Raw genomic sequence first — 15,173 nt, 5'->3', positions numbered from 1 at the left:
TTAACGTTCTGGAAATAGCTTACATTCCCTGAATGTGGGTTGATTAACTTCCCCTAAACGAGAGTTTAAAAATCGATCCATCCAATTCTCAAAATAGATCCGATTAGCTTGTTTTTGTTCCGGATCATTAGTATTAATAGAATGGGGTGCTAATCCCAAAATAGCAGCCGTTGTCACACAGAACATTGACTTTTGAAAACTTTGGCAAATTTGCACCCGTAAATCATCTTCCCCGCGACAACTATTTTGATAAATATTATGTAAATAATCAGGAAGAAAATGACGCATATCCTGCATTAATTGAGTTGGGGGAATACCTGAACCGCCAATTGGTAGAGGATCGGCGTATAATGCACCATAGGCAAAGTCTTTTTGTTCTGTGGGAATTTGCTGTGCTTGGGCATTATAAGAAACGGTTCCCTGAAAAGGAGTTCCCCTAAAGAACACAGCTTCAACGTAGGGAACGGCGGTATCCATTAAAAAGGTTAATTCGGCAGATTTTGGCAGGATATCATAAACTTTATTATTGATTTTGACGCTATAGGTAATCGGTTTATTGGCAGCTTCTACTAATGCTAATAAAATATGATTAACCACTTCAGGAATAGATTTAATTTCTCCTTGATCATAACGGTCAGAAAGGGAAATAAACATATCACTCATCACCCGCCAAAATTGACCTAATCCACTATAATAGGAGAGTTGTCGGATTTGTTCGGGGAGAAATCCTGGGAAAAAACGATGTAACGGTTGAATGATCAAATTTCCCTTAGTTTTGGCTTGAATAGCCGTTTCTGCTAATAGTAGAAATTCAGGAGAATCTAAATATTGATCTAATTTGCCTCCTCCATGCCAAAACATGGTTTTCATACAATATTCGGCATATTCAAAATTAATCCGATCATGCCACAAATATTGCAATATTTTTTTGATGTTTACCTCTCCGTTGAAATATTTAAAAAAGGGAAATAATTCTAAAAACTGTTCATCTGCAATATAAATTAGATTTTTAGAATAGGCATCCAAAACAATCCCATAACTTTTTAAAATGCCGACAACTTCTACTAAATTTTCAGGATAATCTAGTAATAATGCTTCGCCGGACTCGAGGCGATGAATATATTCAGATAGAGGATGTTTAGACATGGTATTAAAATCGGTAATGGTCATTTTGTTTAAAGGTTTAATTAAAATTAATCTCTGGAAAAGTGATAAAATGGGTTTGATTTTCTACTCAATTATTTAGACCCACTTTATCAAGAAATTCAAACTTTTTCCGCGAGATGTTGAGCAAATAAAGGTTGAGTATGGGCTAAAGCCGTTGTGGAAGCATCAGTTAATCTCACCAGTAAGTTAGGTTGAATTCCTAAGATCACAATAATTAATGCTAAAATCATAGCTGGAATGCGATCGCGCCATTGTACCGAAGGCAAATTCACCACAGATTCCGAGAGGCGACCAAAGAAAGCTTTATTAATCATAATCAGGAAATAAACTGAAGTTAATCCGGTTCCAATCATGCACAATAAAGTTTGTACAGGGAAGACTTCCATACTGCCTCGAAAGATGATAAATTCTGCCACAAATCCCACCAAACCAGGTATTCCCGCACTCGCCATTACCGCCATAATCATAATAGTACCAATCACGGGTAAACCTCGTTCTGGATTGAGTAACCCTTGAATAATATCTAAATCTCGACTTCCGGCTTTTCGATAGACAACTCCAACGGTTAAAAACATTAATCCCGAGATTAAACCATGACTCACCATTTGCATCACAGCCCCTAATAAACTGGTGGAGTTAGCCGCAGCAAAAGCCAATAAAATATAGCCCATGTGAGCAATAGAACTATAGGCGACTATTTTCTTCATATCTTTTTGAGAAATAGCACAAAAAGCTCCATATAAAACACTAACTACAGCCCAACTTGCCACCCAAGGAGATACTACTAACCAAGCATCGGGAAATAAGCCTACACCAAACCGTAATAACCCATAAGTTCCTAACTTTAATAATACCCCGGCTAACAGCACAGAAACAGGGGTTGAAGCCTCAACGTGAGCATCAGGTAGCCAGGTATGGAAGGGAAATAAAGGAATTTTAATTCCGAATCCAATTAACAGACCTCCTAATAAAATCAGTTGGGTGGTTAAAGGTAAAGATGAGACTCCCAAGGCTGTAGCACTAATGGTATCTAAATCAAAATCTAGGGTATGGGTCAGCCAAACAATTCCTAAAAAAGACGCTAAAATTAGAAATCCCGAAACGGCCGTATACAGTAGAAATTTAGTGGCTGCATAGCCTTTGCGTTTGCCTCCCCAAATCGCAATTAATAGATACAAAGGGATTAATTCCACTTCATAAAACAGCAGAAATAATAATAGATTTTGGGATAAAAATGTCCCAGAAATCCCAGCCGAAATCAGTAAAATTGAGGAATAATAGAGTTGATGGCGACTAATAAATAAATCAGTAATTGCGATCGCAATCGTAATTAATAACCCATTTAAAATTACCAAAGGTAAGGATAAACCATCAACCCCCAAAGTATAATTTAACCCCAAAGGTTTAATCCAAGGAATATATTCTTTAAACTGTAAAGCCGGATTATCTGGATCAAATATTCCCGCTAAAACCAACGACCATAAAAACAATCCGACTGTGATCACTAAAGACAATTGACGAGCCGTTTTACCCGATAAATTCGGCCAAAAGCCAATAATAGCCGCACCCAATAAAGGAAGCCAAATTAATACACTAAGCATAAATAAATTGGTGTTGATAGTTGATAGTTAACTTCCGTAGATTAAGAAAAGAAAGCCCTAAAGGGCTTACTACAGTTAGAATTGCCACAACATTAATCCCAGCAATACTCCTACTCCTAAAACAATAGTTAGGAGATAAAATTGAGATTGTCCAGAAATACTGTATTTTAAGCCTTCTCCACTAAACAAAGTTGCTAAACCAAAAGCATTAACAATGCCATCAATAATATAGCGATCGATCCAAGCACTAAAAGCGGAAATTTGACGAACAAATAAAACCACAGTTAGATCGTAAATTCGATCAATATAGAAATCGTAAGCGAATAAATCTTGCAATCCTTTCCAGGGCAATTTGTAAGGCTTAGAACCCACCCCATATAAATAAATAGCAGCGCCAATTGTCACCCCAATAATACCTGACATCACCAATAAAGGAACCGTGGCTTGACGGACACTCTCAGCAAATCCCGTGGGGGGAACTTCCGCCAAGGGGGCCGTCCAACTGAGTAATAATTGCCATTGTTGTAACATCAGGGGTACTAACAAGGTCAAAATGGTCATGCTCACAAGCGGTAAAGCCATTGGCCATGGAACTTCCGGCGCTCGCCGGGTTTTTTGTTGGGGTTTTCCCGCAAAAACTAATCCGAAAACCCGGGTTAAACTCAAAGCCGTTAAACAATTAACCAGCAGCAAGACCAAAATCAACCACAGAGGTAATGTCCAAAATCCATTCACCCAACGGCGCATTGTCCAAAAAGTACCCAATGGCATTAAGGCGACTAAACCCCCCGCACCCACAATAAAAGCCGTTGTCGTTGCGGGCATTTTTGACCATAACCCCCCCATCTCCGTTAGATTTTGGGTATTGGTGGTTAGAATTACCGAACCCGCACTCATGAAAACTAAGGCTTTGGCGATCGCATGGGTGAACAATAATAACAGAGCAATATCAACTTGACTTTCTCCCACCGCAATAAATACCAACCCTAAATAGGCACTGGTAGAATGGGATAAGGCCCGTTTGAGATCAATTTGGGCAATGGAAACCAAAGAAGCACCAATAGCGGTAATTGTCCCCAAAACCACCAAAGTTGTAGATGCAATTGGGGAAAGGGCCAAAACCGGTTGCAGTTTAATTAAAACATAGGCTCCACTGGCCACCACCACGGAATTTCGCAGAATCGAAGCCGGGTTTGGGCCTTCCATCGCCTCATCTAACCAGAGATTTAAGGGAAATTGGGCGCATTTTCCAATCGGGCCAGAAATCAAGGCCAGACCCAGTAAAGTCGCATGGAGGGGCGTTAAGGTGGCGGTTTCAGCCCATCCTTCCAAATCGGAAAAGCTCAAACTTCCGGCCAGGGTGGAGAGATACACCACCCCCATCAACAGCAATACATCTCCGACCCGTTTGGTTAAAAACGCATCCCGAGCCGCCGTTACCACCAAGGGTTGAGCATACCAGAAGCCCACCAGCAGATAGGTAGAGAGGGTTAATAACTCTAGGAGGATATAACTCAGTAATAACGAATCACTTAGGGCTAACCCACTAATTGCCGCTTCAAAGAATCCCATCAAACCAAAAAACCGAGCCAGAGCCCAGTCCTTTTCCATGTATCCCAGGGCGTAGCATTGAGCAATTAAACTCAAACCCGTAATTAATTCTATTGCCCCCAAACTCACCGGGGAGATTTCTAGGGCAAAGGATAGGTCTAAATTGTTGGTGTGTACCCAATGGAAAACAATTTGCTGAATGGGTTCATCCCAGGTAGTGCGGAAAACAACCGAACCATGGACAAGGGCTAAAACCGTCATTAACAAATTAAAGTAGGCTGCGGGTCTAGGCCCAGTGCGTCGCACCAGTCCCGCTGACCAAGGTAAGGTCAAGATTGCCCCAATTAAGCCATAAAAAGGTATCCACCAACTGGTGTGGAGGAGAAAATCTGTCATTTAACTTAAAATTAAAAAATTCTTAGGAAGTCTCAGCTTACTATATCAAAATTTCGGATTCATAGGTCTTTGAGTTAACTTTCAGCCGGGATTGGCGGATTATTATACTATTTTATAGAGCTATATACACAAAAAGTCTTTTCATTAGAGTCTTGCTTACATTGGCACGGTTATAATTCTCAAAAACTTAACAAAACTTAATTAAAATTCATTATCAACAAAAATAATATTAAAAATGAGAAAATATAATCCAGATTAATATTGTCAAGAGTGTCACCCTTCTCCTATTCTTATAGAGGGAGGTTCGTTACTATTTCTGTAAATTGAAATTGTAGGTAATCTGCTGATCTCCGTTTCCATCCTCAATGGCATGGAAGTAAGCAATAGGAAAATATAACTATTGCCAAATCTAGGGATCAATAAGCCCTAAAATTAGACTTAAAGGATAACTACAACATCTGAGTGTAGCCCGAAATCCGACGGTTGAATCTGTTGGAAATTAGCTTATCGCTTAAAAATACAGTGTAGTTTGTTTTGTTCATTAACTAGGAGTTAAACCATGTCAATTGCTGTGGGAATGATTGAAACTTTAGGCTTTCCTGCTGTTGTAGAAGCAGCAGACGCCATGGTTAAAGCAGCCCGGGTCACTTTAGTCGGATATGAGAAAATTGGCAGTGGCCGAGTCACCGTCATCGTGCGTGGCGATGTTTCCGAAGTCCAAGCATCTGTAGCAGCCGGAGTGGAATCTATCAAACGAGTGAACGGCGGTCAAGTGACTTCCACCCACATTATTGCTCGTCCCCATGAAAACCTAGAATATGTTCTGCCGATTCGCTATACCGAGGCAGTGGAGCAGTTCAGGGCTTACTAAGGACTCAAAAAATCTCACGTTGAATTGACCCGTGTAGAAGTTCTAAAAAGTAATTTCACAACCCCAAGTCAATTTTAATTAAAAGCGGAATTATCCCCATTTTATGGCGAAATTCTGTATTATTCCCGAACTGTTTTGATTGATTTTAGGAGTCAAATTTAATGGCGATTGCAGTTGGTATGATCGAGACTTTAGGCTTTCCTGCCGTTGTGGAAGCGGCGGACTCAATGGTAAAAGCCGCTCGAGTCACCTTAGTGGGTTACGAAAAAATTGGCAGTGCCCGGGTTACTGTGATTGTGCGGGGGGATGTATCCGAAGTGCAAGCCTCCGTATCCGCAGGGGTTGAATCCATTAAACGAGTTAAGGGTGGAGAAGTTTTATCCACTCATATTATTGCTCGTCCCCACGAAAACTTAGAATACGTTTTACCCATCCGCTATACCGAAGCAGTAGAACAATTCCGCGAAAGCCTCAGTGGGATTCGTCCTTTAAACCGTCCCTAATTTCCAGAGGATTTTAAAAATCGGTAAATTTACCCTTGATCCTTTGATAAATCCCTCCAAATTCCCATTTATTCTTCCTCAAACTCATTATGCAAATTGCCAAAGTGATTGGCACGGTTGTTGGCAATCAGAAAGAACCTAGTTTAAGGGGTTCCAAGTTTCTGCTTTTACGATTTGTTGATGAACATGGAGAAGATATCTCCAACGAGTATGAGGTAGCGATTGATGTGGTGGGAGCCGGAATCGGTGAATGGGTACTTGTGAGTCGAGGTAGTGCAGCCCGTCAAGTTGAAGGGAGTGAAAAACGACCCAGTGACGCGGCGATTGTTGCAATCATCGACACCATAAATCTGGAAAATCGAACGATTTACAGCAAAAAAGATCATTATTAACAGGAAAAAAGTGGGAGTTATTGAGAAGCGAAAGACTTTAAATTTTTAAGAGGGAAAAAGTTAGGAAAGGTGTTAGTTATAGGATAAATCAAATTTTGAAAAAAAGTTGAAATTCCGCACCCGAAATTATAAACTTCAGAACTTTTTAATATTTAACTGAATCAACTTCTTAATCATCCCTTTTGATCCGGTGCAATAACGAACAACAAACAACAAACAACTATTCGGTTTAGGAGAAATTAAAATATGGCAGTTCGTGGCCTAGCGGCTCCTCCAACCCCTTGGTCGAAGAACTTGGCAGAGCCGAAAATCGACCCAACGGCTTATGTACATTCTTTTTCTAATATTATTGGTGACGTTCGGATTGGTGATCATGTCTTAGTAGCTCCTGGCACTTCTATCCGAGCCGATGAAGGTTCACCCTTTGCCATCGGGGAAAATAGCAATATCCAAGACGGCGTGGTGATTCATGGCTTAGAAGAAGGCCGCGTCAAAGGAGATGATGGTCAATCCTACTCCGTCTGGGTGGGTAAAAATTCCTCCATCACCCACATGGCCCTAATTCATGGCCCAGCTTATGTGGGAGATAATTGTTTTATCGGATTCCGTTCTACGGTATTCAATTCCAGAGTCGGGAATGGTTGCATTGTGATGATGCACGTTTTAATTGAAGACGTGGAAATTCCCCCCGGAAAATATGTTCCCTCCGGTTCAATTATCACCAATCAACAACAGGCCGATCGCTTACCCAACGTTACGGATGCGGATCTGAGCTTTGCTAACCACGTCATCGGGGTCAATCAATCCCTAAAAGCGGGTTATCAGTGTTCTGAAAACTCCTCTTGTATTAACCCGATTCGTAATGAAGGGACTGGAGTTGGTAATGGTAGTGGTCGCGATCGCTCCTATGCCTATACCGGAAGTTCTAATTTAGCCCCTGAAATTGTGCAGCAAATCGGGGATCTGTTAGCCAAGGGCTACAAAATTGGCACGGAACACGCCGATACCCGTCGTTTTCGCACCGGATCTTGGCGCAGTGGCGCTCCGATCAATGCTAAAACCACCGGGGAAGTCGTTGCAGCCTTAGAAGCTGGCCTCAGAGATCATGGCGGAGAATATGTCCGTCTGTTGGGGATTGACTCCAAAAATAAACGTCGTGTCCTAGAAGAAATCATTCAACGTCCCGATGGCAGCGTAGCCCCAAAATCCAGTAATGGCAAGGTCAGTGCTTCGGTGGCTACTTCTGCGGGTTCGGCCAGTGTTGCCAGTTCGGGTATCGGGGGACAAATTGGCGATTTGTTGGCCAAAGGCTACAAAATTGGCACAGAATACGCCGATGTTCGTCGCTTCCGTACCGGATCTTGGCGTGGTGGCCCCAGTATCTCCGGTTCAGGGGTAGCAGATATTCTTTCTAAATTAGATGCGATCGCTAGTGAGCATCAGGGGGAATATGTGCGTTTAATTGGAATTGATCCCAAAAACAAACGCCGTGTCCTAGAAGAAATTATTCAGCGTCCCGATGGCCGCGTAGCCACAAAAGCTGGCACTGCTAAGGTCAGCACTTCGGTGACTACGGCTTCGGGTTCAGCCAGTATTGCCAGTTCCGGTCTCGGCGGACAAATTGGCGATCTGTTAGCCAAAGGTTACAAAATTGGCACAGAATACGCCGATGTTCGTCGCTTCCGTACCGGATCTTGGCGTGGTGGCCCCAGTATCTCCGGTTCAGGGGTAGCAGATATTCTTTCTAAATTAGATGCGATCGCTAGTGAGCATCAGGGGGAATATGTGCGTTTAATTGGAATTGATCCCAAAAACAAACGCCGTGTCCTAGAAGAAATTATTCAGCGTCCCGATGGCAAAGTAGCGCCAACGGCTTCGGCTTCGGCTCCGGCTTCCACCAGTCGTCCTAGTGCAGCAACCGTCAGCAGTGGCAAACTAGATAATGGTGTTGCGGATCACGTTCGGGGTCTGTTAGCCAAAGGCTACAAAGTCGGCACAGAACACGCGGATGCTCGCCGCTTCCGTACCGGATCTTGGAATAGTTGTGCCCCGATTCAATCTAACAATATCTCCGACGTGATGGCAGCTTTAGACGGTTGCTTAAACGAACATCGTGGGGAATATGTGCGGTTAATCGGGATCGACTCTAAAGCCAAGCGTCGGGTACTGGAGGAAATTATCCAACGTCCCTAACATTCCTCTATCAAGGGGATTGAGAATTAAAACGCAACGCTAGAGGTTCGAGTAAAGATGAACATATCGCCACCGCAACTCCTAAACCCAGATGTTTATGTGAGTGGCGATGTCACAATTGATCCCGGGGCTACCCTAGCACCCGGGGTGATCCTACAAGCGGCAGCCGATGGTCAGCTTAGAATTGCTGCGGGGGTTTGTATCGGAAGGGGGGTGATTATTCAGGTTTACCAAGGTATCCTAGAGATAGAGACAGGTGTAGTCTTGGGGTCAGGAGTATTAATTTTAGGGGCAGGAACCCTTGGGGAAAATGCCTGTATTGGTTCAGAAACAACGATCTTGGAGAGTTCTATTGCATCTCAACAAGTTGTTGCCGCGGGATCTTTGATTGGGGATCGCTCTCGTGTATTAGAACCCGAATTAGAACCCGAACAGGTATCTCCGCCACCAGAACTTACTCCTGAACCCACGATCACCTCTCCTTGGTTTGAGGAGCCTGAGCCGATTTTAGAGTTGGTATCCTTTGCCCCTGAACCGGAGAATACCCCGGTATTGGAAGAAATCACGGCTCAACCATCGGAGGTTTTATTCATTCCTGCTGAAACTGAAACGGTCATCCCCTCTAGCCCAGAAAAAACGGAGGAAACGGCTCTGGTTCCCCAGTCCCCAGCATCCTCGGAACTGTCGTCTGGGCCCATTCCTCCGGTAATTTATGGGAAAGAAAATCTGAGTCGGTTATTGGATACCTTGCTTCCCCATCGCAAAGCTTTCAATAACTCCCAGAGTTGAAGAACAGGAGAGCAGGGGAAACAGGAGAGCAGGGGAGGTAAAGGTAAACTCTTTCCATTACCTATTACCCATTACCCATTACCTATTACTCATACGCCACATCCGATTTATCGGAATGATTAAAAATGGACGCAAACAGACGAAATTCCGGCCCTTCTGAACGGTCAAACCAGACCGATTTTAGAGATATGGCCCTGGGTTTAGTTTCTACCCAGAGCTTCCCGGCGATTGTGGGAACGGCGGATATGATGTTAAAGTCCGCCGGGGTTCATTTAGTGGGCTATGAAAAAATTGGTGGGGGACACTGCACAGCAATTGTCCGGGGGAAAATTTCTGAGGTGCGTTTGGCGGTGGAAACCGGAACGCAAACGGCTAAACAGTTTGGTCAATTTGTTTCTAGCTTAGTAATTCCTCGACCCTTTCCAAATTTAGAACTGGTGCTTCCAATTAGTTCCCGTTTATCCAATCTAACTAATGGGGCGGGTCATCGTTTAAGTAATCAGGCGGTGGGGTTACTCGAAACCCGTGGATTTCCGGCGATGGTGGGGGCGGCGGATGCCATGTTGAAGGCGGCGGATGTGAGTCTGATGTCCTATGAACGGATTGGGGCGGGGTTGTGTACGGTGATTATTCGGGGCCCGGTGTCCGATGTGGCGATGGCGATTGAGGCGGGAATGTTTGAAGCTGAACGGATTGGGGAGTTAAACGCCGTAATGGTGATTCCTCGACCTTTGGAAGATTTGGATCAAACCTTACCTTTAGCCAGTTGTTGGTTAGAACAGCGTCAACCTTTGAGAGTGCCAATTAGTGTGAAGGAACAGGAGAAAGAACTGGTGGAAATCCAAGATTTACAAAAGTTACCGAATTCTATTCAAGAAGAATATTTATAGGTTTTAATATTATCTTTTGCTAATTTTTTAGGGTGGGTTTGCAATAATTGAGGTCAGTTTAATTGATGTCATACTCAAGCATGAAAATTGCGATCGCTCAACTTAACCCCACCGTTGGAGATTTAACCGGAAACGCGCAACGGATATTAGAAGCAGCAGAAACAGCGTTTGCAGCCGGATGTAGTCTGTTATTAACAACGGAATTATCCTTAACGGGATATCCCCCTAGAGATTTATTAATTCGTCCTAGTTTTATTCAAGCCACAACGGAAAAATTACGACAATTAGCAAGAGAATTACCGCCACAAATTGCGGTATTAGTAGGAACAGTTGAACAGAATTTAGACTATCAAAAAAATGGGGGAAACCCTATTTATAATAGTGCAGCATTATTAGAACAGGGTGAAATTAAACAATATTTTCAAAAGCGATTATTACCAACCTATGATGTTTTTGATGAGGATCGATATTTTGAACCTGGATTAGAAAGTAATTTTTTTGTTTTAGAAGAAACTATTAAAATTGGGGTAACAATTTGTGAGGATTTATGGAATGATGAATCATTCTGGGGTAAACGGAATTATGCTTGTAATCCTTTAGCAGAATTAGTAGAAAAAGATATAGATTTAGTGGTTAATTTATCCGCTTCTCCCTACCAAGTCGGTAAACAGAAGTTCAGACAATCTTTAATTAGTCATAGTGCAAAACGTTATAATATTCCGATTTTATATGCAAATCAAGTGGGGGGAAATGATGACTTGATTTTTGATGGTTGTAGTTTTGCTTTGAATAAAAATGGCGATCAGGTTTTAAGTTTAAAACCCTTTGATACAGATTTTGAGATGGTAGAATTTGATCAAAATACACAAGATTTAATCTCGGTTTTAGTGGATAATACCCCCCCTAGCCCCCCCTTACCAATGGGGGGGAATGGAATCCCTGCCTTGGGAATGGGGGGTAGTGGTATCACCTCAAATCAGGAAATAAACTTAATTGAAAGTGAAGATCAAGAAATTTGGTTAGCGTTAGTTTTGGGGGTGAAAGATTATGTGCGAAAGTGTGGATTTTCTCAAGTTATTTTAGGTTTAAGTGGAGGAATAGATTCGGCTTTAGTTGCTGCGATCGCAACGGAAGCATTAGGCAAAGAAAAGGTTTTAGGGGTGTTAATGCCCTCTCCCTATAGCTCAGATCATTCGATTCAAGATGCCTTAGAATTAGCCAATAATTTAGGGATAAAAACCCAAACTTTACCCATTGGAGATTTAATGCAAACCTTTGATCAAACCTTAGAACCCATGTTTGCAGAAACCTCTTTTGGGTTAGCAGAAGAAAACCTCCAATCTCGTATCCGAGGAACATTATTAATGGCGGTTTCTAATAAATTCGGACATCTATTATTAACTACAGGAAATAAATCGGAAATGGCGGTGGGATATTGTACTTTATATGGAGATATGAATGGGGGATTAGCGGTAATTGCCGATGTGCCTAAAACTCGGGTTTATTCATTGTGTTCTTGGTTTAATCAATATCATAGCAAAGAAATTATTCCTAATCATATATTAACAAAAGCGCCCAGTGCAGAACTCAAACCAGGACAAGTTGATCAGGATTCTTTACCTCCTTATGAAATTTTAGATGATATTTTATATCGTTTAATTGAAAAACATCAATCCTTAGCTGAAATTGTAGAAGCGGGACATCAAGAATCGGTGGTTAAAAAAGTGATTAAATTAGTGATGATTGCGGAATTTAAACGCCGTCAAGCCGCCCCAGGATTAAAAATTAGCGATCGCGCTTTTGGGACTGGATGGAGAATGCCCATTGCGAAAGGGATTGATTGGTAATCCCTGTTTTGTCACTTTTAAAAAAGCATTAATTTTTAGCGGGCTGCTAAGAAGCCCACATCATACCCGTAACCAGGTTGATGTGGGAGTATGTGTCACGATTATGCCGACTCATGTTGTCGATGCCAAGCGGGATGCCATAATATTTCTGCTGTGGAACGTTTTTCTACCATTTCTTGGGTAATCACACAGTGAACCACATCTTTTCTGGAGGGAATTTCATACATTACTTCTAACATTAATTCCTCCAAAATTCCCCGTAAGGCTCGCGCCCCAGTTTTCCGACGGAAGGCTTCTTTAGCAATAGCTTTTAACGCTTCCGGTTCAAATTCTAACCGGACATTATCCATGCGTAATAGCTTTTTATATTGTTTAACTAAAGCATTACTAGGTTCGGTTAAAATCTGCATTAATGCTCCTTCATCCAAAGGCGAAACCCTAGTTAATACTGGAAGTCGGCCAATAAATTCAGGAATTAAGCCAAATTTAACTAAATCTTCCGGTTGAACATGATACAAAACTTCGTCGGAATGGAGAGGAGTAACCGGAGTTTTATGATCTTCTCTTGACTGCACAAAACCCAGGGATTTTTTGCCTAAACGTTGTTCAATTAGTTTTTCTAAACCAACGAAAGCCCCGCCACAGACAAATAGAATTTTGCTGGTATCAATTTGGATAAAATCTTGATAGGGATGTTTGCGTCCACCCTGGGGAGGAACATTAACTACCGTACCTTCTAACATTTTTAATAGGGCTTGTTGTACCCCTTCTCCAGACACATCTCGGGTAATGGAGGTATTTTCACTTTTGCGGGCTATTTTATCAATTTCATCAATATAAATAATCCCCTGTTGTGCGGCTTCAATATCAAAATCGGCAACCTGTAATAACCGTAATAAAATATTTTCCACATCATCCCCAACATAACCGGCTTCGGTTAAAGTGGTGGCATCAGCAACAGCAAAGGGAACATCTAATAATTTTGCTAAAGATTGGGCGAGTAAGGTTTTACCGCAACCCGTCGGCCCCATCAAGAGAATATTTGCTTTTTGCAATTCTATCGCATCATCAGCCTGGGCATCAGAATCTTTTAACTTTTCTACACTCAGACGTTTATAGTGGTTATAAACTGCAACAGATAGCACTTTTTTTGCCCCATCTTGACCGATGACATGATCATCTAAATAGTTTTTAATTTCGATGGGTTTAGGAATAGAAGTCAGAGAAAACCCTTTATTCGTAGACTGTTTGGGAGAACGTACCCCCGGTTGTCCTGTGACTGAAGCCGCGGCTAGATTTTTATCGGAAAATTCTTCTTCTAAAATCTCGTTACAGAGTTCTACGCATTCATCACAGATATAAACACCAGGGCCGGCAATTAATTTGCGAACTTGCTCTTGAGATTTACCGCAGAAGGAACACCGTAAATGAGAATCATATCTGGACATATTGAATTAATGTTTAATTAACTGCTGGTGGCTTTTCCCTAAATAGGGAAGATAGACTGAATTGCATCACGACTTAGACCAGGGTAAGTTTCCTGGGGGAACATCTGCACGCGAGATCAATCCCACACTATCTTCCCTTAAACTAACACTAAATGAATAAAACGTGGGAATTATCGTAAAAATGGGTTTAAAACCCCGTCGTTCTACGACGGCTTTTTATTGTAAACCTTTGTTGCAATATCAGCCAATCTTGTGCCCAAAGATATAGCATAAAAAGTAAGGCGAGAGGTAAGGCAATGTTAGTATTTGAGTTCAAAACTTACGGAAAAGCAAGTCAGATTGAAGCAGTAAATCAAGCAATTCGTACAGCACAATTTGTCCGCAATAGCTGTTTACGCTATTGGATGGATAATAAAAAAATAGATAAGTACGATTTAAACAAATATTGCGCTGTGCTTGCTAAGAATTTTCCGTTTGCTAATGAACTCAATTCTCAAGCTAGACAATCTTGTGCCGAACGAGCCTGGTCTGCTATTTCTCGTTTTTACGAGAACTGCAAAAAGTCAATTCCTGGTAAAAAAGGATATCCAAAATTCCAGAAAAACTGCCGTTCTGTTGAGTATAAATCAACGGGTTGGAAACTTGCAGATGACAGAAAATCAATCAATTTTACCGATAAAAAAAATATTGGTAAACTCAAGTTAAAGGGCACGCGCGATTTACATTTTTACCAAATTAGCCAAATAAAACGGGTGAGATTAGTAAAACGTGCAGACGGCGTGTATGTTCAATTCTGTGTCGATGTTGACCGTAAAGAAAATATAAAGCCTTCTGGAAATACCATCGGATTAGATGTGGGATTAAAGGAATACTACACCGATTCAAATGGTGTAATGGTTGAGAATCCTAAATTTCTCCGTCAAGGGGAAAAGGTTCTTAAACGTTCACAACGTCGAATTTCCAGAAAAGTAAAAGGTTCAAAAAATCGAGGCAAAGCTAGACAGATTTTAGGGAAACGCCATCTCAAAATAAGCAGGCAACGTAAAGACCATGCTGTGAAATTAGCACGGTGCGTAGTTCAGTCTAACGACTTGATAGCCTACGAAGATTTGAGAATTAAAAATATGGCGAAAAATCATTGTTTAGCTAAGTCTATTAATGACGCATCTTGGTATCAGTTTCGGATCTGGCTTGAATATTTTGGTAAAGTATTTGAAAGAGTCACTGTGGCGGTAAATTCGCAATATACCAGCCAAGAATGCTCTAGTTGCGGTGAAATTGTTAAGAAAACGCTATCCACTAGAACCCATATTTGTAAGTGCGGTTGTGTCATGGATAGAGATGAAAATGCAGCTAGAAATATCCTTAGTCGAGGATTGAGTACCGTAGGGCATACGGGAACTTTCATGCTAGACATGAGCAACGCTTTGGGAGAATCGACCTCTACTCAGGCTGGAGAAATCCTGTTCGAGCAAGTTGGCTCTGTGAACAAAGAATCCCCACACCTTTAGGTTGGGGAGTGTCA

12 protein-coding genes are annotated in these 15,173 nt (G+C 41.8%); 8 read left to right on the top strand and 4 right to left on the bottom strand.

The window, feature by feature from the left end; genetic code table 11:
* From AC559H_RS08350 to AC559H_RS08340, 3 genes are all read right to left on the bottom strand, one after another.
* On the bottom strand, window positions 1–1,170 hold the full coding sequence (locus tag AC559H_RS08350) for a CO2 hydration protein (protein WP_026789210.1): 1,170 nt from the start codon (window positions 1,168–1,170) through the stop codon (window positions 1–3).
* Window positions 1,171–1,265: 95 nt separating this feature from the next.
* Window positions 1,266–2,768 carry an NADH-quinone oxidoreductase subunit M gene (locus AC559H_RS08345; RefSeq protein ID WP_026789211.1) on the bottom strand — a complete coding sequence of 501 codons (1,503 nt, stop codon included), beginning with the start codon at window positions 2,766–2,768 and terminating at the stop codon, window positions 1,266–1,268.
* A 75-nt stretch (window positions 2,769–2,843) separates the two neighbouring features.
* Window positions 2,844–4,715 carry an NAD(P)H-quinone oxidoreductase subunit F gene (locus AC559H_RS08340; protein ID WP_026794273.1) on the bottom strand — a complete coding sequence of 624 codons (1,872 nt, stop codon included), beginning with the start codon at window positions 4,713–4,715 and terminating at the stop codon, window positions 2,844–2,846.
* 559 nt (window positions 4,716–5,274) lie between these two features.
* Between AC559H_RS08340 and AC559H_RS08335 the strand changes: the two genes are divergently transcribed.
* From AC559H_RS08335 to AC559H_RS08305, 7 genes are all read left to right on the top strand, one after another.
* A complete protein-coding gene (locus AC559H_RS08335) occupies window positions 5,275–5,586 on the top strand; it encodes a carbon dioxide-concentrating mechanism protein CcmK (RefSeq protein ID WP_026789213.1) in 312 nt (103 codons plus the stop codon).
* A gap of 161 nt (window positions 5,587–5,747) precedes the next feature.
* Window positions 5,748–6,089, top strand: a complete 342-nt coding sequence (locus AC559H_RS08330) for a carbon dioxide-concentrating mechanism protein CcmK (protein WP_026789214.1) — start codon at window positions 5,748–5,750, stop codon at window positions 6,087–6,089.
* A gap of 89 nt (window positions 6,090–6,178) precedes the next feature.
* Complete coding sequence (gene ccmL, locus AC559H_RS08325; RefSeq protein ID WP_026794272.1) at window positions 6,179–6,481, top strand: beta-carboxysome shell vertex protein CcmL; 303 nt, start codon at window positions 6,179–6,181, stop codon at window positions 6,479–6,481.
* Between the two features lie 246 nt (window positions 6,482–6,727).
* Complete coding sequence (gene ccmM / locus AC559H_RS08320; protein ID WP_026798480.1) at window positions 6,728–8,674, top strand: beta-carboxysome scaffolding protein CcmM; 1,947 nt, start codon at window positions 6,728–6,730, stop codon at window positions 8,672–8,674.
* 57 nt (window positions 8,675–8,731) lie between these two features.
* Window positions 8,732–9,463 carry a beta-carboxysome scaffolding protein CcmN gene (ccmN, locus tag AC559H_RS08315; protein WP_026789217.1) on the top strand — a complete coding sequence of 244 codons (732 nt, stop codon included), beginning with the start codon at window positions 8,732–8,734 and terminating at the stop codon, window positions 9,461–9,463.
* Between the two features lie 125 nt (window positions 9,464–9,588).
* The gene (gene ccmO / locus AC559H_RS08310) at window positions 9,589–10,353 is read left to right on the top strand and encodes a beta-carboxysome assembly protein CcmO (RefSeq protein ID WP_026789218.1); all 765 of its coding nucleotides are present in this window, start codon (window positions 9,589–9,591) and stop codon (window positions 10,351–10,353) included.
* A gap of 80 nt (window positions 10,354–10,433) precedes the next feature.
* Window positions 10,434–12,200 carry an NAD+ synthase gene (locus AC559H_RS08305; RefSeq protein ID WP_026798479.1) on the top strand — a complete coding sequence of 589 codons (1,767 nt, stop codon included), beginning with the start codon at window positions 10,434–10,436 and terminating at the stop codon, window positions 12,198–12,200.
* A gap of 101 nt (window positions 12,201–12,301) precedes the next feature.
* Here the strand turns inward: AC559H_RS08305 and clpX are convergent, their stop codons facing one another.
* The gene (gene clpX, locus AC559H_RS08300) at window positions 12,302–13,648 is read right to left on the bottom strand and encodes an ATP-dependent protease ATP-binding subunit ClpX (protein ID WP_026789220.1); all 1,347 of its coding nucleotides are present in this window, start codon (window positions 13,646–13,648) and stop codon (window positions 12,302–12,304) included.
* Between the two features lie 296 nt (window positions 13,649–13,944).
* Between clpX and AC559H_RS08295 the strand changes: the two genes are divergently transcribed.
* Complete coding sequence (locus AC559H_RS08295) at window positions 13,945–15,159, top strand: RNA-guided endonuclease InsQ/TnpB family protein (RefSeq protein ID WP_026794271.1); 1,215 nt, start codon at window positions 13,945–13,947, stop codon at window positions 15,157–15,159.
* Window positions 15,160–15,173: the final 14 nt, after the last annotated feature.

It is taken from the genome of Planktothrix prolifica NIVA-CYA 540 (assembly GCF_963864145.1).
Taxonomy (GTDB): Bacteria; Cyanobacteriota; Cyanobacteriia; order Cyanobacteriales; family Microcoleaceae; genus Planktothrix; species Planktothrix agardhii.
Note: the sequence above shows the minus strand (reverse complement) of the source record. Positions and strands in the feature narration are given on the sequence as shown.

Bases quoted from the DNA above. Each gene is read 5' to 3' on its own strand.
- AC559H_RS08350 (WP_026789210.1), bottom strand. From the start codon at position 1,170: ATGACCATTACCGATTTTAATACCATGTCTAAACATCCTCTATCTGAA.
- ccmM (WP_026798480.1), top strand. From the start codon at position 6,728: ATGGCAGTTCGTGGCCTAGCGGCTCCTCCAACCCCTTGGTCGAAGAAC.
- AC559H_RS08295 (WP_026794271.1), top strand. From the start codon at position 13,945: ATGTTAGTATTTGAGTTCAAAACTTACGGAAAAGCAAGTCAGATTGAA.
- AC559H_RS08330 (WP_026789214.1), top strand. From the start codon at position 5,748: ATGGCGATTGCAGTTGGTATGATCGAGACTTTAGGCTTTCCTGCCGTT.
- ccmL (WP_026794272.1), top strand. From the start codon at position 6,179: ATGCAAATTGCCAAAGTGATTGGCACGGTTGTTGGCAATCAGAAAGAA.
- AC559H_RS08340 (WP_026794273.1), bottom strand. From the start codon at position 4,715: ATGACAGATTTTCTCCTCCACACCAGTTGGTGGATACCTTTTTATGGC.
- AC559H_RS08345 (WP_026789211.1), bottom strand. From the start codon at position 2,768: ATGCTTAGTGTATTAATTTGGCTTCCTTTATTGGGTGCGGCTATTATT.
- clpX (WP_026789220.1), bottom strand. From the start codon at position 13,648: ATGTCCAGATATGATTCTCATTTACGGTGTTCCTTCTGCGGTAAATCT.
- ccmN (WP_026789217.1), top strand. From the start codon at position 8,732: ATGAACATATCGCCACCGCAACTCCTAAACCCAGATGTTTATGTGAGT.
- AC559H_RS08305 (WP_026798479.1), top strand. From the start codon at position 10,434: ATGAAAATTGCGATCGCTCAACTTAACCCCACCGTTGGAGATTTAACC.
- ccmO (WP_026789218.1), top strand. From the start codon at position 9,589: ATGGACGCAAACAGACGAAATTCCGGCCCTTCTGAACGGTCAAACCAG.
- AC559H_RS08335 (WP_026789213.1), top strand. From the start codon at position 5,275: ATGTCAATTGCTGTGGGAATGATTGAAACTTTAGGCTTTCCTGCTGTT.